Raw genomic sequence first — 19,092 nt, 5'->3', positions numbered from 1 at the left:
CACTTTCTTGTCATCCCTTATATATTGCGTTAACAGGAGTGAAAGTATGTACAAAGAAACATGAATCAGTGCAAACAAAAAAACAGACACATTTACAGCGCCCGTTTTAGAATCGTTTACGCAAAACATGAAATCTGAATTTATCCGCTCTAAAATAATTTAATGAGTAAAGCACCGGTTTATCGTGCTGATCGTAATGGGTTTGTTTTAACAGCAAAAGAGCTGTTTCCGGATCGCATTCCAGCACTGGCGAAATGGTATCATGATAGCCGATCGGTTCAATATCAGTCACGGCATAGCTGATCACGGAGCCTGAATTTTTCTCAAGCAGGTCAAACATTGATTCTTGCTGATGAGAGAAAGAATTCGGCAAAATATCCATCGGAATTTTGTCTATACAATACACAATCGGCTGTCCGTTAGCTGTTCTGACTCGTTCGAGGTAAAAAAGTTCTTGTCCATCTTCCATATGAAATCTCTTGCTATCATCTTCAGTCGGCATAAGCACTTGGGATGATAGAAAAATCGTACCAGGCGTCATATTTGCCTGTTCTATCATCTTCGTTACACTGTTCAGCTGTTCAATGCCCGAAAGAAATAACGGCTTAGAATGGACAAAAGTGCCTACACCATGCCTTCTGATAATGACATGCTCTTCTTCCAGTATCCGCAAGGCTTCTCTAAGCGTCGCTCTGCTGACACCAAGCTTTTTGGAAAGCTCAAATTCAGAAGGCAGCTTTTCCTTCTCTGTGTAGATGCCATTTTTAATATCCTCTTTAATTCGTTCAATTACTTTTAAATACAAGTGCCGATTATCAGCTTTTGTAGACATGTTTCCCCTCCGTAAACCACTTTCGATAAAAATTATTGAACAATTGGGACAACTATATCATGTTTTGTCGAAAAAATAAATAGAAAGGTTGTCAGTTTACATAATGTTATTATTAATAATTGAAGAAAGCTGAACTCTCTTCATTAAGAAGAGAGTTCATCATATTTCTCTTTTGATAATAAGACTTCCCTAGGTTTGCTGCCTTCATACGGCCCAACAACGCCCCGTTCCTCCATGGCGTCAATCAGACGCGCCGCTCTCGTATAACCGATTCTGAATCTTCTTTGCAGCATTGAAACAGATGCTGTCTGCATGCCGACAATTAATTCAACAGCTTCATCATATAGATCATCGGTAACCTCGGTATGAGTTTCCGTCGTCTCCTCAGGAATCATTTCTTCCTGATATTGCGCTTTCTGTTGTGTAATCACATGGTCGACGACCTTTTCCACTTCGTCATCCGACAAAAATGCTCCCTGCACACGGACAGGTTTATTAGCCCCGACAGGCAAAAACAGCATATCCCCGCGGCCGAGCAGCTTTTCAGCGCCACCCATGTCAAGAATCGTCCTTGAATCCGTCTGTGAAGATACGCTGAACGCGATTCGTGACGGAATATTCGCTTTGATGACCCCTGTGATTACGTCAACCGACGGCCGCTGTGTCGCAATAATGAGATGGATGCCGGCAGCCCGCGCCATTTGGGACAATCTCGTAATCGAATCCTCCACATCAGATGAAGCGACCATCATGAGATCGGCAAGCTCGTCCACAATCACAACGATATACGGCAGCTCCGGCTGTTTCGCTCCTTCTTCATTGTTGGCACGTTTTATATAATCATTGTATCCTTCAATATTTCGTGTACCCGTATGAGAAAATAACTCGTACCGCCGCTCCATTTCATTGACAACTTTTTTCAAAGCCTGTGACGCTTTTTTCGGATCCGTTACAACCGGAGCTAGCAAATGCGGTATCCCGTTGTAGACATTCAGCTCTACCATTTTAGGATCGATCATCATCATTTTCACTTCATGCGGTTTCGCGCGCATCAGAATACTTGTAATAATGCCGTTGACACAGACGCTTTTCCCGCTTCCTGTTGCCCCTGCGACTAAAAGATGGGGCATCTTGTTTAACTCAGCCAGCACAGCTTCACCTGAAATATTGCGGCCGAGTCCGATTAGCAGCTTTGCGTCCGGTCTGTCATTTAACTTGGACTCTAGCACTTCCTTCAGCGATACCATCGCCACCTCTGCGTTCGGAACCTCAATTCCGATTGCAGATTTGCCTGGTATTGGTGCTTCAATCCTAATATCCTTTGCAGCAAGTGCAAGAGCCAAATCATCGCTTAAATTGACAATTTTACTAACCTTCACTCCGACATCAGGATACACTTCATATTTTGTTACGGCCGGCCCAAGATGAACCTGTGTGACTTTCGCCTTTACGCCAAAGCTTTGGAAGGTGCGTTCGAGCTTTCTCGCATTTTCATAAATATTCTTTTTATCGGCCTGCTGGCCAGTATGCTTCGGATCTGCCAGTATATCAAGTGACGGCATCTCATAATCCTTATTTTCAAGCTCCGTAAAGGTCATAGGCGGAGCAGAAACAGTTTCCTGATCACCTGTTTCAGTCTGGATGTCCTGAATTGGCTCTGATACAGGTTCAGTGCGTTTTTCTATGACTGGAGACTCTTCATCTTCATTGCGATCTGAAAAGCTTGAGATAATCGGCTCTGAATGAATAAGAGGCGATACCGTTTCTAAATCCCCCTCTTCTTCAGGAGAAGGCTCCGGTTCCAGTTGCTGTTTTTTGCGGGCAGGTTTTTGTTTTTTGCTCGACGCTTTCGTTTTTTTCGATGACTTCATATTGGTTTTGACGGATTTCATATCATCAATAAATGCAAACCATTGTTCTTTTAAAAAGCGGCCAATCGGGCTCATCCACTTTTTCAGCGTTTCTTGAAGAGAGCGCCCTGTGACTAAAATCATCCCGATCAAAATCATAACAATCGCCATGATCTGAGAACCAGTTGACGCAAATAAAAAGTGTGAAGCAGCAAATAGCAGCGCACCGATCATTCCTCCGCCTAAATCAGGTGAAGCGGAGCTGCCATTCATGTCCATCAAGAACAATTCCCATGTGTTGCGCACCACGCTTGCAGACTCAATAGACCCTTTGTGCGTCAAATTTTTAAACAGCTGCACGTGAGAAAGCAGCAATATGCTGGCGATAATACAGTACAACCCGGCCTTTCGTCTCGTTAATAGGCTTGGCGTTTTCTTCTTCCAAAACAGCGAGACTCCTAACACTAATAAACCTAATAAGCATAAGATAAACCACTCTCCAGCAAAAAAGCGGAACAAGTAAATAAAGGTTTGCCCGACTACCCCCAGCTGCAGAATTGCAATAATTGAAATGGCTATACACAGCAATCCGTTGAGTTCGTATTTTATATTGAGCTGTTTCGCCTGTTTTTTTCTTGATTTTCGTTTTTTCTTTGCCACACTCATCACCTTACTGCGTTAAAAAATGTAAGTTCATACATAATGAAGAAAGCAGCCGTTTACAGGCTGCGTTTTTTCTGTAGGATTCCCCTATTATAGCATATTTTGCCCTTAAAAAAGGGGTGGATCTTATAGGTTTATTTTCAGCTTTTGTCCCGGTGAAATGTCGGGGTGCAGAAAATGCATTGGATTGGTGCTCATGATTTGAATCACTTCCGCTTCATTGCCTTTCATCTCAACGAGAAGCGGCACACCTCTATATTCAATTTGCTCATGTGCGCTTGTCTGTTGGTTCTGTTCAGCAAAAACAATTTCCTGCGGCATCATAGTATACAGAATCATTGAATCATCCGTCCTTCTTCTGCTCTTACTTCCTCGATCAGCTCATTCAGTTTATTGATCGCTTGTCCGACTCCTCCGACGTGATCGATCAATCCGTACTCGACAGCATCCTTACCAACGACATTTGTTCCGATGTCACGTGTTAAGTTTCCTTTTGAAAACATCAGCTCTTTGAACTTATCTTCGTTTACATTTGAGTGGCTTGTCACAAATTTAACAACTCTTTCTTGCATCTTATCCAGATATTCAAACGTTTGCGGCACACCTATTACCAGCCCGGTCAGCCGAACTGGATGAATCGTCATCGTTGCTGTTTCAGCAATATAGCTGTAATCACAAGATACCGCAATCGGAACGCCGATGGAATGGCCTCCGCCAAGCACAATGGAAACGGTCGGTTTTGATAATGATGCCAGCATTTCTGCTATTGCGAGACCCGCCTCAACATCTCCTCCGACAGTATTTAATATAATCAGCAGGCCTTCAATTTTGGGATTTTGTTCAATCGCCACGATCTGCGGGATGACATGCTCATATTTTGTTGTTTTGTTTTGCGGAGGAAGCTGAACATGGCCTTCTATTTGTCCGATAATGGTCAGACAATGAATATTTGTATCTTGGGGCAGCTGCGGAAGCGTCGTTTCACCAAGCTGCTGTATTTTATTCATAATGCTGTCTTTCGCGTCATTTTTTTCAGGACGCTCTTCTTCTGCGTTTTCCATACGATGATCCATTTCGCTTTCACCCTTTCCTAATTTCTCTTTGTATTATGAACAAAGATACTCAATTCAATCCCGGCTTGAAAGGCAAAATAATAAAGACCGGAGCAGTGATATTATCCCCTCTAAGTAGACAGTGTAAAAAGCCCACTTTTCAAAAGTGGCTGTTACACTATACTTGGAGGGGATTTTTTATGGCGAGAAAAGGGCAACACTTTCAGCACTATACCAAAGAATTCAAGATGAAAGCTGTCAACATGTATGAAGAAGGAAACAAAAGAACACGTTATCTGAAGAATTAGGGCTTCGGAGTCCAGCTCAAAAATTGGGTGAAAACCTATCGAGAAGGCAAGTCTTTAGATGATCAAAGGGGCAAAGAGACAAAGTCAGACAATCCTTTTATTGGACGCCCTAAGACAACAATTAAAAGTGTTGAGGAAGAACGAGATTATTTAAAGGCACAGGTCGAATACCTAAAAAAGCGTTATCCAAATCTGCATGGGGAGGACGGATTTTGAAGACAGCACGATTTGAAGCTGTGCACGAATTGAAGGATCGTTATCCGATTACGTGGCTGGTGTGTATCGCTAAAGTGTCACGGTCGGGGTACTATAAATGGTGCAAGACTCAACGGATTTCGAATGGCAAGGCAACAGAGAGAGCAGATCATAAAAGAACACATCATGGCGATTCACCACTCACGTCCTTTCTATGGCTATCCTCGGATTACCATCGCTTTAAAGAGAGAAGGATTTTGGATCAACCATAAGCGTGTTTACAGATTGATGAAAGAGATGAACATTCAATCGATCATTCGAAAAAAGCGACGTTATTTTGGAAGACAGGCACCGGTTGTCCTGCCAAACCGGCTTAACCGAGAATTTCAAACCAATCGACCTATCCATCTATATGTAACCGATATTACCTATATTGCTTGTGGACAGCGATTCTATTACCTTTCTGCCGTACAAGATCTTTACAACAATGAGATTGTCGCATGGAAGCTGTCAAAACGAAATAATCTTGAATTGGTCATGAAGACAGTAGAAAGTATGACAGCCCAACGGGACGTCCAGGGAGCTATCCTCCATTCTGACCAAGGCTTCCAATACACAACAAAAGCATATCAAAAGCGACTCGAAACCGTTGGTTTGAAAGGCAGCCATTCGCGTAAGGGAAACTGCCTAGATAATGCCTGTATCGAATCGTTTTTCTCGCATCTCAAAACAATTTTTCGACGTGTCAAACCGAAGAAGAGCTTCACAGGAGCGTTGAAGATTACATTCAATTCTATAATCACGAACGATTCCAGAAAAAATTAAACCAGTGTGCTCCGGTAGAATACCGTAACACACTGGTTGCTTAGGCTTTTTGTGGCTGTCTACTTGACAAGGGTAAGACCACAGCTCCGGTCTTTATTCAGCCATTATACTTCCATAATAATTGGGATGATCATCGGTTTACGTTTCGTTTTTTCATACAGGAATTGGTTCAGAGCATCTCGCATTGCCTGCTTCAGCGTTGACCATTCAACATTTGATGTTTCAGTCGCTTCTGTCACAATGGAACGAACAAGCTCAGTAGCCTGTACGATAAGGCCTTCAGACTCTCTTACATAAACAAAACCGCGAGTGATAATTTCTGGTCCTGATACAAGATGTTTCTTTTGTTTATCAAGTGTAATGACAACAATTAAAATCCCATCCTGTGAAAGCAAACGGCGGTCTCTCAATACGATATTGCCGATATCACCGACACCCAAACCATCAATTAAAATATTGCCATACGGAACTTTATCCCCGATTTTTACGTTTTGGCCGCGGAATTCAACGACGTCTCCTTTTTCAATTAAGAAGATATCACTGCGCTTCATGCCGATTTCTTCAGCGATTTTTGAATGGGCTTTTTGCATTCTGTATTCGCCGTTTACAGGAATTAAATATTTTGGTTTAAGCAGATTGATCATCAGCTTTAACTCTTCTTGTGAGCCGTGGCCAGATACATGGACACGCTTTTGTGCAAAGATGACTTGTGCACCGGCCCTCGCAAGAAGATCTACTGTTTTAGAATAAATGAGTTCCTGCCCAGGGATTGGAGTTGACGCAATGACAACAGTATCCCCTTCTTCAATGTTCAGCTGTTTGTGGGCTTTGTTTGCCATTCTTGTCAGTGCAGCTAACGGTTCACCTTGGCTGCCTGCTGTAATAATGGCCACTTCGCGCTTCGGATATTTCTTTACATCCTGTACAGAAATAAACAATTCATCATCTGCTTCAATATATCCGAGCTTTCTTGCCAGCTGCAGGACAGACTGAAGATTTTTTCCGGCAACGGCAATTTTTCTGCCATTTTGAGCCGCTGCATGAATGACTTGCTGGATCCGGTTAATATTGGATGCGAAAACAGCAATAATCACCCGGTTCACTGAATTATACAGCGCGTCCGAAATTTCTCCGCTGACAGCAGCTTCCGAAGGTGTATAGCCCGGGCGCTCCGCATTTGCACTGTCGGAAAGCAGGGCAAGTACGCCGCTATTTCCGATCTTGGCGATCTCGCCAATGTCGCACGTTTGGTTAAGTGCAGGCGTTTGGTCAAATTTAAAGTCTCCCGTGCATACAATAGATCCAAGTGATGTTTTAAGACTCACACCTACAGAATCAGGGATGCTGTGAATCGTTCTAAAGAACGATACTTTTGTCGATTCAAATGTAATGACAGATTTGGAGTGAATTTCTCTTAAATCAGTTTTTCGGTTATGTCCGTATTGTTTTAATTTTTCTCTCAATAGCGCAAGCGTCAGTTTTGTTCCGTACACTGGGACGGACAGCTTGTTCAATAAGTAAAAAACGCCGCCGATATTTTCATCGTGCCCGTGCGTTAAAAAAATTGCCTTGACGCGGTCAGCCCGTTCAATCAAATATGATATGTCAGGAATCACCACATCAATACCGAGCATTTCGTTTTCTGGATGCATAAGGCCGGCATCTACAACAAATATGTCTGAGTCAATCTCGATGACATAAAGGTTCTTCCCAATTTCTCCGACACCGCCAAGGGCGATAATTCTAACGTTTTCTGTATTTTTCTTTTTCAAAATCTATATCCTCCTAGTCTCATACCCGTCCATCATCACTTGTTCCTATTATAACTGAAAGTAAATTTAGAAAACAAGATAAAGCAGCAGGTTTAGGGAAAACCAATATGTATAAGAAACGGTCAAGCTCAGCTGAATGTGAGATTGACCGCGTTTGTTTCACTGTATGAAATTTTTCTTACAGTTCGCTGATCGTGCTGCTTAAGCTAAGCCGTTCATCCTCGGTTAAAGGGACGAGAGGAAGACGCACTGAACCGACATCAAGGCCTCTCAGCTGAAGCGCTGTTTTGACAGGAGCAGGATTAGGCGCTTTAAACAGTTCCTTCATAATCGGCAGCAGTTTCTGATGAATCAGTGCCGCATTAGCTGTTTGCCCATTCGTATAATTTTTGATCATTTGCTGCATATCAGAGCCTGCAATATGGCTCGCCACTGACACAACTCCTCTTCCTCCGACTGAGAGAATAGGAAGCGTCAGGGCGTCATCCCCTGAATAGACAGAAAAGTCTTCCGGCGTTTCTGCAACAATTTTTGTAATTGCTTCGAGGTCTCCGCTTGCTTCTTTTATCGCAACTATATTCGGAATGTCTGCCGCCAAACGGATCATCGTTTCAGGTGCAAGAGAAGCAACTGTACGGCCCGGCACATTATAAAGCATAACCGGAAGAGACGTTTCGGCCGCAATTGCTTTAAAATGCTGGTACATTCCTTCTTGAGAAGGTTTATTGTAATAAGGCGTAACAAGCATGACTGCGTCTACGCCTGCTTCCTCAGCTTTTTTTGTCAGCTTGATGGAATCTTTCGTGTTGTTGCTTCCAGTACCCGCTATAACCGGCACCCGGCCGTTCACTTCTTTTACCGTATATCCAAAAAGCGCAATTTTTTCTTCAGTTGAAAGGGTCGGAGATTCTCCAGTTGTTCCCGCTACTACTAAAGAATCCGTTCCGTTTTTCAACAAGTAATCAATCAGTGTAGACAGTTTTTGAAAGTCTACGTTCCCTTTATTGTCAAAGGGTGTAATCATCGCTGTAGACACATTTCCGAAATTCATTTTATTCACCTCATCATGATTCAATCACATTTACTTGGAAAGTTCAAACACTTCATGCAAAGCGTTTACAGCAGGTCCCATATCCGATTCATGGACAAGCACCCATATCGTCGTATGGCTGTCAGCCGACTGAAGAATCGGAATTTCTTTTTCTGAAAGAGCCGAAACAATTTTTGACGTGACACCAGGAACACCCATAATGCCCGCTCCGACCGCCGATACCTTCGCGCAATTTCTGGTTATCATCGGATCATAGCCCATATCCATTAAAATACGCTGAGCTGTTTCTGTTTTATTCCCGGCCACCGTATATACGATTTCACTAGGTGTAATGTTAAAGAAATCGACACTGATTCCCGCATTCGCCATCGCCTTGAACACTTCAGTCTGGACATTATACTGGCCAATTTTGGCAGGCACTTTGAACTGGCTAACATCTTTGACATGGGCAATTCCCGTAATCAGCCTTTCAAAAACATCGCTTCCGACTTTGGAAGAGTGATGCGATGTCACCAATGTGCCTTTATCTTTCGAATAAGTCGAACGAACGCGGATCGGAACCTTGGCCTGCATCGCAATTTCCACAGCCCGCGGATGAATGACCTTCGCCCCTTGATACGCCAGGTTGCAAATTTCTGTATAAGTCACGACAGGAAGCGGTTTCGCATTTTCCACTACTCTAGGGTCAGCAGTCATCACACCTTCTACATCAGTAAAAATATCGATGTATTCCGCGTCAACTGCTGCTCCAAGTGCGGCTGCGGACGTGTCGCTGCCCCCTCTGCCGATCGTTGTTGTATCACCTTTTTCAGTTGCGCCCTGGAATCCTGCGACGACTACAGCGTCATGATTCGCAAGCACACCGAATAAACGCTCCGGTCTCATTTCAATGATTTTCGCATTGGTATGCTGATCATTCGTTAAAAAGCCAGCCTGAGCCCCTGTCAGCGCAGTTGCTTTCACACCGTTATCAAGCAGCATGCTTGTAAAGACGACAGAGGAAATGGTCTCTCCGCAAGATAAAAGCAAATCCTGCTCCCGTGGAGAAATCGCTGACTGATCGCCGTAAAGCAGCCCAAGCAAAGAATCTGTAGCGTACGGGTCTCCTTTCCGGCCCATCGCTGAAACGACAACGACAACCTTATATCCTTCACTAATTGCTTCTTTAATATGCTCTAAAGCCAGTTTGCGGCCTTTATCATCTTTTACAGATGTTCCGCCGAACTTTTGAACAATTATCTTCACTGTTTTCACTCCAAATTATTCGGACGTAACAGAAGAGAGCAGGCTGATAGTGCCTTACTCTCTTCTATTCGTCTTTAGAAAATTCTCTCTATTATACGAGGTTTAGTTTTTTCAGGCTTTCTGCAATTTGAACAGAGTTCCATGCCGCGCCTTTTAATAGGTTATCAGAAACAACCCATAAATGAAAACCGTTTGCTCTGTCCAAGTCTTTGCGGATGCGGCCAACAAATACATCATTTTTGCCGACGGCATCAGCAGGCATCGGATAAAGCTGTTGGCTTGGGTCATCTTGAAGTGTCACGCCCGGAGCTTCTTTTAATAGATTTTTAATATCTTCAACTGTAGCGTCATCACGGTCTACTTCAATGTAGACTGACTCTGAGTGCCCAGTTTGAATTGGCAGTCTCACACATGTAGCCGCTACTTGAAGCTCTGGCATGTGCATAATTTTTTTCGTTTCATTTATCATTTTCATTTCCTCAAACGTATAGCCGTTATCTTGGAATTTATCAATTTGCGGAATCGCGTTGAAGGCGATTTGATAGTGTTTTTTGTCACCTTTTACAGGCATGATCACAGGCTCTATTTCTTCTTGGTTTAAAATCGCCTGTGTTTGGCTGTAAAGCTCTTGTACAGCTTCATTTCCAGCTCCTGATACCGCCTGGTAAGTGGATACGATTACTTTGCTTAAGCCGTATGCTTTGCGGATCGGTTCAAGAGCCGCAACCATTTGGATCGTAGAGCAGTTAGGATTGGCAATGATGCCGTTGTGTTCATGCAAGTCTGCCTCATTCACTTCAGGCACAACAAGCGGTGTATTTTCGTCCATACGAAACGCACTCGTATTATCTATAACAATAGCGCCGCGTTTTACAGCTTCTGGTGCCAATGCTTGTGATACGCTTCCACCGGCGCTGAACAAAGCAATATTTACCCCTTCAAAGCTCTCAGGAGAAGCTTCCTGAACTGTCAGCTCTTCGCCTTTAAACGTGACTTTTGTCCCCGCAGAGCGTTTTGAAGATAGCAATGTAAGTGTGTCCATTTCAAAGTTTCTGTCTTCAAGTGTTTTAAGCATTTGTTGCCCTACAGCTCCTGTCGCTCCGACAACAGCTACGTGTAAACCTCTTCCCATCTGTAAAACTCCTTCCGCCAATCAGCCTCATTGAATTGATTTGACTATGATTTTACGTTTTATTTTACCATAGAATATGCGGGTGATGACCGAATTTTTTAGTTTGGGAAAGATTTTCTGTAAATTTAGTCATTTCCCTGATAATTTTCAACAAGAACCGGCTGAAGCTGCTGATGCATTAGTGCCTTTTCAATAGTTTGCGGAAGCAGATCCATTTTGGCTACCATTGAATTCGGTTTTTTAAATGGATCGTCTTGCCCGAATGGAATAAAAAAGATATTTTTTGTTGACATGAGCCTCATTAAATTTGTTCCGTTTAAACCGAGAGCATCATTTGTCGAGATGCCAAGAACGACCGGCCGATTGTTTCGGATTGTCGCTTTTGCCGCCATCAGCACCGGACTGTCCGTCATGGCATTTGCCAGCTTGCTCATTGAATTGCCGGTTAAAGGAGCAATGACCATACAGTCAAGGGGCAGCTTCGGCCCAAGGGGCTCTGCCTTTACAATTGAATCAATGGCCTCATATCCAGTCAGGTCTTCGATTTTTTTCACCCACTCTGCTCCCTCTCCAAATCGGGTATTTGTGGATTTTACGTTAAATGTGACAACCGGACGAACTTCCGCTCCTTCGTTGACCAGCGCCTCAATTTGCGGGAAAACCGCTTCATATGTGCAATGCGATCCGGTCAGTCCAAACCCGATTCTTTTTCCTTGTAATGACGACATCCTTATTTTCCCTCCTCAGCTTGTATTTCAGCTAAAAGCTTGCTCAAGACGTTTGCGAGGATTTGCCCGGCTGTTTTAGGTGCGACAATCCCTGGAAGGCCAGGGGCAAGAAGTGCTTTAATCCCCTGTTTTTCGGCATATTTAAAATCCGTTCCCCCGGGACGTGAGGCCAGATCCAATATTAAAGTTTTTGGTGTCATGCTAGAAAGAACCGATTGATTTAAAATCATACTCGGTATGGTATTAATACAAATATCTATATCTTTTACATGCTCTTTCAGCTCATCGGTATGAAAAGGGACGAGCCCCATTTCAGTGATGCGTGCCAGATGCGCTGAGCTTCTTGCCCCCACTTTTACATTCGCCCCAAGTGCGGCAAATGTACGGGCAATCGTCATCCCGGTGCGTCCTAGACCAAGAACGGCCACCTGAGATCCGTGTATCGTATAATCCGTGTGCTGAATAGCCAGCATGATCGTTCCTTCTACTGTCGGAATAGAATTGTATATCGCAATGTCATCCCGCTCAAACAGCTTAACAAGTTTTCTGTTTGCTTGAGCTGCAATGTTTTCTAAATATGCGTTAGAAATTCCTGAGAAAATGACACAATGTCCAGGTGTTTTGTCGAGATGGTCCTGTTTTAACACAACCTCTTCATTCGAAAATACCGTCGATACGACACCTTCTCCTGTTGTTGCAGACACTGGAAGAATAATGCTGTCTATTTGCTGAAAAGGAATTTCATCAATGTTGCATTTTACTGCTCCGGTAAAACCGTGATCTAATTGGTCAAAACCGACAAGATAGATGTCAGCCTGCTGTTCAGTGAGCTTTCTTATAATTTCGAGCTGTCTTGCGTCACCGCCGATAATTGCAATTTTCAATCCGGTTAACATACTAAACGTTCACCTTCTTTGTATATACTGGATCTCTAGTTGTTAAGCTCCCCTTCATCTTATGATCAAAAGGAAATACCGGTGAATTAAATCATGCGCTTTTTTCATATAAAAAAACATCGGCTGCCAAAAGCCGATGTTTCAGATGTTTACTTAGAGCCCGCATCACAGTCATCAGGGGCTTTTTTCATTTACTCTTGTCGAGGAGCCATTTCCTCAGGTACGTCTAATATAATCATATCTGATCCGATCTTTTGAATATGATGCCAGGGAACACGAATGTCATGACCGTGTTTTCTCAAACCAAACCATTTAACTGTAGGAATGAGGAGTGCTGTAATTTGCCCATCCTGTTCATTGATTTCTAAATCGGTCTGGCCAAGCACTCCCAGCCGTTCAGCTCTTTTGATGTCTACAATTTCCTTTCCTGATAATTCACTGAGCCGCATGTCTGTCACCCCCTTGTACTATGTATGATCAAAGGGATAAAAAAATGCCTGCTCCGTTAAGGGGCAGGCATTTCCTTTTTAAGACGGCATATTGCCGGAAGGGCTGATGAGTGCCAGTGCATAATCATCAGTAAACAATTGTCTGGCAAGGCCATTGACACGCTCTAAGTTCACGGCGTTTAATTCATTGATAATCTCATCTAAAGTTTTATGTTTGCCGAGCAGCAGTTCATTTTTCCCGTTCCGGCTCATTTTGCTGTTTGTGCTTTCTAAGCTCAGCATCAGGTTTCCCTTCATTTGCTCTTTGCTGTTTTCCAGCTCTTTTGAGGTAATGCCGTCGTGTTTTAATGTGGCAAGGGTTTCTTGAATTGTTTCTGACAGCTGCTGAAGCTGATTTGCACCCGTTCCTCCGTAAATGGTCAGCATTCCGCTGTCCTCATAAGAGCTGTGATAGCTGTAAACAGAATAAGCGAGACCTTTATCTTCTCGTACATCTTGGAACAGCCGGCTGCTCATGCTGCCTCCGAGGACATTATTAAGGACGATTAAATCATAAATGCGTTCATGGCCAACCTGAAGGCCTTTAAATCCAAGGCACAAATGAGCCTGCTCTGTTTCTTTTTTTCTCGTCAGTTTTTCCGTGTAGAAATCGGGTGTTTCAAGGCCTGTTGCTTTGCCTTTCGCCTCATATGACCCGAACCATTTTTCTACATCTTTGATAAAACTGTCAGATATATTGCCCGCTACCGAAATGACCACTCGGTCCGGCGTATAATAATCATGCATGTATTGTCTGAGGGAGTCACCGTTGAAGGAAGCAAGCGTTTCTTCCGTGCCTAAAATTGGGTAGCCTAAAGAATGGTTGCCGTAAGTGGCTTTGCTCAGTAAATCATGCACAATGTCGTCTGGCGCATCTTCGTACATTTTAATTTCTTCATATACTACATTTTTTTCTTTTTTCAGCTCGTTTTCATCAAACGTTGAATGAAAGAACATATCTGCTAATACGTCCAGCGCGTAATTCGCATGCTCGTCAAGCACCTTAGCATAGTAGCAGGTATATTCCTTTGAGGTAAACGCATTGACCTGACCGCCAATACGATCAAAAGATTCTGCTATTTCGCGTGCAGATCTTGTGCTCGTCCCTTTAAAGAACATATGCTCTAAAAAGTGCGAAATTCCGTTTATCTCTGGCGTTTCGTGCCGCGAACCTGTGCCAATCCATACGCCGATCGCAACAGAACGGACTGTCGGGTTATTTTCCAGCACAACTCTTACACCATTTTGACACGTATATCGTTTAATCAAATTTGTTCCTCCTATTCAAAGACAAGCTGCCTGCATCTGTTACTTCAACAGTCTTGTTTCATCCATTAGTTCAGTGACTGTTCCAAGCGCGTATCCTTTATCTTTTATCTTTGTAATCAGCACTTCAAGACTTTCCGCCGTGGAGTCAGTCGGATGCATTAAAATCATGGCACCATTATGTATTTTGCTTAACACTCTCGTTTGAAGTGCAGACGGAGCCGGCTTTTGCCAATCAATTGTATCAACTGACCACATCACTGTTCCCATCTGTTTTTCAGCTGCAATGTCGACAACCTCTTTTCGGAAACTTCCGCTCGGCGGAGCGAACCACTTCGGCTTAACGCCGATCGTTTGTTCTATTTGCTCATTTGTCTTGTCGAGCTGCTCGGAAATTCTTCCTGTAGTCAGTTTGCTCATATCTGGATGATTGTATGAATGATTTCCGATTTCATGTCCGTCTTCCGCAATCTTCTTAGCGAGCTGTTCATTGTTTCTCACCCAATTGCCTTCTAAAAAGAAGGTAGCCTTGACTTGGTGCTTTTCCAGGATAGGGAGCATTTTTTCCAAATACTCATTTCCCCATGCCACATTAATTAATAAAGCCACCATCGGCTTTTCAGGATTTCCTTTATAAATAGGCTCAGGCTGAAGAGACTCAAGATGAACGCTTGGTTTCACTTGGCTGTATACCAGATCGTTTTCTCGAAACTCGCCGTGTTTTTTCATTTTTTTATATGATTGTTCAATATTGACCTTCAATCCATTGTAGCCGGGAATGCTTTTCCACACTTTATCGATTCTGGCATCCTGGGGCTTGACTTCGTACTCAGGCGCTTTTTGAAGCAATTCTACATATAACGGGTCTTTGGACGCCGTGACAGTCACCGTATCTTTTTTCATTGCCCCTATATAATCAAGTGTGTGCGGATTTTTCATCATCTCAAATGAGACAAAAAAAAGAAATAGAAAAACGGCAAACGGCACAAATCTTTTGTACATGTTCTGTCCCCCCTCACCTCACATTATGAAAGAGAAGGACAAGGTAGAACCCGCCTGCTTTTTAAAAGCTTCAAAATAAAGAAGCCGGGTCTCCCAGGCTCCTTTTTATGTTTTCATTTAAGATTGTTGTTCTTCTTTTTCTTTCTCTTCACGGAGCACCGCTTTACGGGACAAATTGACTCGTCCTTGTTTATCAATTTCAGTGACCTTAACAAGAATCTCGTCTCCGATTTTCACAACATCTTCAACTTTTCCTACACGTTCAAGCGCAAGCTCTGAAATGTGCACCAAACCGTCTTTTCCGCTGAAAATTTCAACGAAGGCTCCGAATTTTTCGATTCGTTTTACTTTACCTAGGTAAAGTTGGCCGACTACAACCTCTCTGACAAGGTCTTCGATGATTTTTTGCGCTTTTTGGTTGCTGCTTTCATCTGTTGACGAAATAAAGATTGTGCCGTCCTGCTCAATATCAATTTTAACACCGGTTTCTTCGATGATCTTATTGATTTGTTTTCCGCTTGGCCCGATGACATCGCGGATTTTATCAGGATTAATGGCCATTGTTAAAATTTTAGGCGCATATTGAGAAAGCTCTTTTCTTGATTCGCTTAATGTCGCAAGCATGCTATTAAGGATTTCCATTCTTCCTTTTTTCGCCTGCTGAAGCGCTTCTTCAAGGATCTCTCTTGAAAGGCCTTCAATTTTAATGTCCATTTGCAGCGCTGTTACGCCTTTTTCGGTTCCGGCTACTTTAAAGTCCATATCTCCAAGCGCGTCTTCCATGCCTTGAATGTCAGTCAGAACAGTGTAATGTTCGCCTGATTTGACAAGACCCATCGCGATACCCGCAACAGGGGCTTTGATTGGTACACCGGCATCCATCATTGCAAGTGTGCTTGCGCAAATACTTGCTTGAGAGGTAGAACCGTTTGATTCAAGCACTTCTGATACAAGGCGGACAGTGTAAGGGAAGTCTTTTTCAGACGGAATAACTGGCTCAAGCGCACGCTCACCCAGTGCTCCGTGCCCGATTTCACGGCGTCCCGGCCCACGCATTGGTCCTGTTTCCCCAACGCTGAATTGCGGGAAATTGTAGTGATGCATAAACCGTTTTGACTCTTCAACTCCTAAGCCGTCAAGAATTTGCACATCTCCCAGCGCACCTAGCGTACATACGCTGAGGGCCTGTGTTTGTCCCCTTGTAAACAGACCTGACCCGTGCGTTCTTGGCAAGAGACCGACCTCAGAAGAAAGCGGGCGGATTTGATCGACACCACGGCCATCCGGTCTTACTTTCTCTTCAGTAATCAGGCGGCGCACTTCATTTTTCACCAGCTTGGATAAAATCTGCTTCACTTGCTTGATTGTGTCTTCATCATGCTCTTCATCCTCGAATTTTGCCACAACTGTGTTTTTCACTTCATTAATGGCATCTTCGCGGGCATGCTTTTCATGAACTTGGATAGCTTTCAGCAGATCTTCTTCTGCTAAAGCTTTTACTTTATCACTAAGCTCTTCATCAATTTCATAAAGCGCAATTTCTGATTTCTCTTTGCCGACTGCTGCTACAATTTCTTCTTGGAATGCAATCAGGCGTTTAATCTCTTCATGGCCGAACATTATGGCTTCAAGCATGGTTTCTTCAGGAACCTCGTCCGCTCCCGCTTCTACCATGTTAATGGCATCTTTCGTACCGGCAACGACAAGATTGATGTCGCTTTTCTCAAGCTGATCGACTGTCGGGTTAATGATAAATTGATCATCAATGCGTCCGACAGTAACCCCTGCAATCGGTCCTTCAAACGGAATATCGGATACGGATAGAGCAAGAGATGAACCGAACATGGCAGCCATTTCAGAAGAACAGTCTTGGTCAACACTCATAACAATGCTGATGACTTGAACCTCATTACGGAATCCATCTGCAAACAAAGGACGGATCGGACGGTCGATTAAACGGCTGGCAAGAATCGCTTTTTCACTTGGACGTCCTTCTCTTTTAATAAACCCGCCCGGAATTTTCCCTACCGCATATAATCTTTCCTCATAGTTTACAGTAAGCGGGAAGAAATCAAGCGGTTTTGGTTCTTTTGAAGCGGTTGCTGTACTAAGTACTGCGGTATCACCGTAGCGGATCATCACAGCACCGTTTGCCTGTTTGGCAAGCTGGCCGGTTTCAACGGTAAGCGTTCTACCGGCCCAATCTATGGTAAAGACATGTTTTTCTTGTCCCATACGATTACGAACTCCTCTCTTCGTTGTGTGAAATAATCAATTACTCCTATTATGAACGAAATGAATTGAACATATCAATGTCAAAGTAGTATGTAAAAGGATTTCAATGATTTGTTATAAGAATTTTCGCTTTAATACGATAAAAAAGCGGGAATCCTCCCGCTTTTTACGATTATCGACGTAAGCCTAGTTTGTTAATTAACTCACGGTAACGAGTTACGTCTTTATTACGTAGATACGTAAGAAGATTACGACGCTTACCTACCATTTTAAGAAGACCGCGACGTGAGTGGTGGTCTTTCTTATGAGTACGTAAATGCTCGTTCAAGTTGTTAATTGAGTCAGTTAGGATAGCGATCTGAACTTCTGGAGATCCAGTATCAGATTCGTGTGTTTTGAACTCGTTGATGAGTTGGTTTTTACGCTCTTGAGTAATTGCCATCCTGTTTCACCTCCAAATCATATTTAGCCCCAGTTACCTAGCAACCGTCGGTGACTTCGGATTGCCAAGCAATGGTTTTAAGACTACGAAAACTATAATACTAAAAATCGCGCCCAGATGCAAATATTTTAGATTGAAATTTGTGTACGTTGCATGTTATTTCCGCAAATTGCTGAAATAACGGATGGCTTCCTGCTTATCCTTCTCAATTTGCTCTGTTAATTCTTTGATGCCATTGAATTTTCGCTCGCTCCGAATCCGTTTATACCATTCGATTTTTATAGCAGCTCCGTATACTTCCTGATTAAAATCAAACAAATTGACCTCGATTGAAGGCTGCTCCGGACGTTTTTCATAAAACGTCGGCTTATAGCCGATATTGCAAACGCCATTGTAAACTTTGCCGTTCATTTCCGCTTTTACGGCATATACACCCGTCGGCGGAACGATATAGCTGTTATTTAAACCGACATTTGCTGTCGGAAACCCGATGGTCCGCCCTCTTTTATCACCGTGAATGACAATTCCTTTTATAAAATAAGGCTGTCCGAGCAAGATTCTCGCCAATTCAACGTCTCCGTTTTGAAGCGCGGTACGAATATACGAGGAGCTAATTTTTTTATCCTGCTCCGTTAATTTTTCTACCATTGTGCACTCTGCTTTTCCTTCTAAATCAAGCGGCATGGTTTCCATTGTTCCCTTGCCATATTTGCCATACGTAAAGTCAAAACCAGCCACTGCGTGCTGTACATTAAGGCCAATTATATACTGATCCACAAACTGCTTAGGAGAAAGAGAAGCAAATGCTTCATTGAATTTAACGACGTACAGAATCTCTGTGCCTAATTGTTCAATTTGGTTTATTTTGTCTTCAAGAGGCGTAATCAGATCCTTTGGCTCCTGATCCCTGCCCAATACATGAGAAGGATGAGGATGAAAGGTCATCACAGCTAATGCCAGACCCTTTTCTTCGGCTATTTGCTTCGCTGTGCTGATTACCTTTTGATGCCCAAGATGAACGCCATCAAAATAACCTAACGCCATCACAGACTTTGCCTGCTCCTCTTTGATTAAATGATGAGGATGTTTTATATGTATCGTCTTCACAGA

General features: G+C 43.2%; 16 protein-coding genes and 1 pseudogene. 1 reads left to right on the top strand and 16 read right to left on the bottom strand.

All coding sequences use genetic code 11. The features are described from left to right. Positions 1-106: 106 nt before the first annotated feature. The 4 genes from Q3W56_RS01080 to tepA form a co-directional block, all read right to left on the bottom strand. On the bottom strand, positions 107-832 hold the full coding sequence (locus tag Q3W56_RS01080; RefSeq protein WP_019714452.1) for a GntR family transcriptional regulator: 726 nt from the start codon (positions 830-832) through the stop codon (positions 107-109). 143 nt (positions 833-975) lie between these two features. Then, positions 976-3,342 (bottom strand): DNA translocase SpoIIIE, encoded by a 2,367-nt coding sequence (gene spoIIIE / locus Q3W56_RS01075; RefSeq protein WP_302894202.1) that lies wholly within the window; start codon positions 3,340-3,342, stop codon positions 976-978. A 129-nt stretch (positions 3,343-3,471) separates the two neighbouring features. Continuing rightward, positions 3,472-3,684, bottom strand: coding sequence for a YlzJ-like family protein (locus Q3W56_RS01070; RefSeq protein ID WP_019714450.1), 213 nt, complete (start codon positions 3,682-3,684; stop codon positions 3,472-3,474). Beyond that, a complete protein-coding gene (tepA, locus tag Q3W56_RS01065; RefSeq protein WP_302894201.1) occupies positions 3,681-4,418 on the bottom strand; it encodes a translocation-enhancing protein TepA in 738 nt (245 codons plus the stop codon). The genes Q3W56_RS01070 and tepA overlap by 4 nt, the downstream gene beginning before the upstream one ends. Before the next feature lie 179 nt (positions 4,419-4,597). On the opposite strand from tepA, the pseudogene Q3W56_RS01060 reads away from it, so the two are divergent. Beyond that, positions 4,598-5,769 (top strand): annotated as a pseudogene (locus Q3W56_RS01060) (IS3 family transposase). Between the two features lie 60 nt (positions 5,770-5,829). Here the strand turns inward: Q3W56_RS01060 and rnjB are convergent. The 12 genes from rnjB to ribF all read right to left on the bottom strand — a co-directional run bounded on the left by rnjB (position 5,830) and on the right by ribF (position 19,089). After that, positions 5,830-7,497 (bottom strand): ribonuclease J2, encoded by a 1,668-nt coding sequence (gene rnjB, locus Q3W56_RS01055; RefSeq protein WP_268400184.1) that lies wholly within the window; start codon positions 7,495-7,497, stop codon positions 5,830-5,832. 178 nt (positions 7,498-7,675) lie between these two features. Next, positions 7,676-8,548, bottom strand: coding sequence for a 4-hydroxy-tetrahydrodipicolinate synthase (gene dapA / locus Q3W56_RS01050; RefSeq protein ID WP_302894200.1), 873 nt, complete (start codon positions 8,546-8,548; stop codon positions 7,676-7,678). Positions 8,549-8,578: 30 nt separating this feature from the next. Beyond that, complete coding sequence (dapG, locus tag Q3W56_RS01045; RefSeq protein WP_302894199.1) at positions 8,579-9,793, bottom strand: aspartate kinase; 1,215 nt, start codon at positions 9,791-9,793, stop codon at positions 8,579-8,581. 91 nt (positions 9,794-9,884) lie between these two features. Continuing rightward, positions 9,885-10,925 carry an aspartate-semialdehyde dehydrogenase gene (gene asd / locus Q3W56_RS01040; RefSeq protein WP_302894198.1) on the bottom strand — a complete coding sequence of 347 codons (1,041 nt, stop codon included), beginning with the start codon at positions 10,923-10,925 and terminating at the stop codon, positions 9,885-9,887. Positions 10,926-11,050: 125 nt separating this feature from the next. Beyond that, the gene (gene dpaB / locus Q3W56_RS01035; protein ID WP_019714445.1) at positions 11,051-11,653 is read right to left on the bottom strand and encodes a dipicolinate synthase subunit B; all 603 of its coding nucleotides are present in this window, start codon (positions 11,651-11,653) and stop codon (positions 11,051-11,053) included. Positions 11,654-11,655: 2 nt separating this feature from the next. Further along, complete coding sequence (gene dpaA, locus Q3W56_RS01030; RefSeq protein ID WP_302894197.1) at positions 11,656-12,549, bottom strand: dipicolinic acid synthetase subunit A; 894 nt, start codon at positions 12,547-12,549, stop codon at positions 11,656-11,658. 191 nt (positions 12,550-12,740) lie between these two features. Beyond that, entirely contained in the window at positions 12,741-12,998 is a 258-nt protein-coding gene (locus tag Q3W56_RS01025) for a YlmC/YmxH family sporulation protein (RefSeq protein WP_268400188.1), read from the bottom strand. Positions 12,999-13,076: 78 nt separating this feature from the next. After that, on the bottom strand, positions 13,077-14,306 hold the full coding sequence (locus Q3W56_RS01020; protein WP_302894196.1) for a M16 family metallopeptidase: 1,230 nt from the start codon (positions 14,304-14,306) through the stop codon (positions 13,077-13,079). Between the two features lie 39 nt (positions 14,307-14,345). Continuing rightward, positions 14,346-15,305 carry a polysaccharide deacetylase family protein gene (locus tag Q3W56_RS01015; protein ID WP_302894195.1) on the bottom strand — a complete coding sequence of 320 codons (960 nt, stop codon included), beginning with the start codon at positions 15,303-15,305 and terminating at the stop codon, positions 14,346-14,348. 117 nt (positions 15,306-15,422) lie between these two features. Then, complete coding sequence (gene pnp, locus Q3W56_RS01010) at positions 15,423-17,540, bottom strand: polyribonucleotide nucleotidyltransferase (protein ID WP_302894194.1); 2,118 nt, start codon at positions 17,538-17,540, stop codon at positions 15,423-15,425. 172 nt (positions 17,541-17,712) lie between these two features. Beyond that, positions 17,713-17,982 (bottom strand): 30S ribosomal protein S15, encoded by a 270-nt coding sequence (rpsO, locus tag Q3W56_RS01005; protein ID WP_003220957.1) that lies wholly within the window; start codon positions 17,980-17,982, stop codon positions 17,713-17,715. 156 nt (positions 17,983-18,138) lie between these two features. Further along, complete coding sequence (gene ribF / locus Q3W56_RS01000) at positions 18,139-19,089, bottom strand: bifunctional riboflavin kinase/FAD synthetase (RefSeq protein ID WP_302894193.1); 951 nt, start codon at positions 19,087-19,089, stop codon at positions 18,139-18,141. Positions 19,090-19,092: the final 3 nt, after the last annotated feature.

Origin of the sequence: Bacillus sp. C28GYM-DRY-1, assembly GCF_030519405.1 — a bacterium.
Classification (GTDB): Bacteria; Bacillota; Bacilli; order Bacillales; family Bacillaceae; genus Bacillus; species Bacillus spizizenii_A.
This window is presented reverse-complemented; position numbering and strand designations above follow the sequence as displayed.

Coding starts and splice junctions, on each gene's coding strand:
- Q3W56_RS01080 (WP_019714452.1), bottom strand. CDS start 832: ATGTCTACAAAAGCTGATAATCGGCACTTGTATTTAAAAGTAATTGAA.
- Q3W56_RS01070 (WP_019714450.1), bottom strand. CDS start 3,684: ATGATTCTGTATACTATGATGCCGCAGGAAATTGTTTTTGCTGAACAG.
- tepA (WP_302894201.1), bottom strand. CDS start 4,418: ATGGATCATCGTATGGAAAACGCAGAAGAAGAGCGTCCTGAAAAAAAT.
- dapA (WP_302894200.1), bottom strand. CDS start 8,548: ATGAATTTCGGAAATGTGTCTACAGCGATGATTACACCCTTTGACAAT.
- asd (WP_302894198.1), bottom strand. CDS start 10,925: ATGGGAAGAGGTTTACACGTAGCTGTTGTCGGAGCGACAGGAGCTGTA.
- dpaB (WP_019714445.1), bottom strand. CDS start 11,653: ATGTCGTCATTACAAGGAAAAAGAATCGGGTTTGGACTGACCGGATCG.
- dpaA (WP_302894197.1), bottom strand. CDS start 12,549: ATGTTAACCGGATTGAAAATTGCAATTATCGGCGGTGACGCAAGACAG.
- Q3W56_RS01025 (WP_268400188.1), bottom strand. CDS start 12,998: ATGCGGCTCAGTGAATTATCAGGAAAGGAAATTGTAGACATCAAAAGA.
- Q3W56_RS01015 (WP_302894195.1), bottom strand. CDS start 15,305: ATGTACAAAAGATTTGTGCCGTTTGCCGTTTTTCTATTTCTTTTTTTT.
- pnp (WP_302894194.1), bottom strand. CDS start 17,540: ATGGGACAAGAAAAACATGTCTTTACCATAGATTGGGCCGGTAGAACG.
- rpsO (WP_003220957.1), bottom strand. CDS start 17,982: ATGGCAATTACTCAAGAGCGTAAAAACCAACTCATCAACGAGTTCAAA.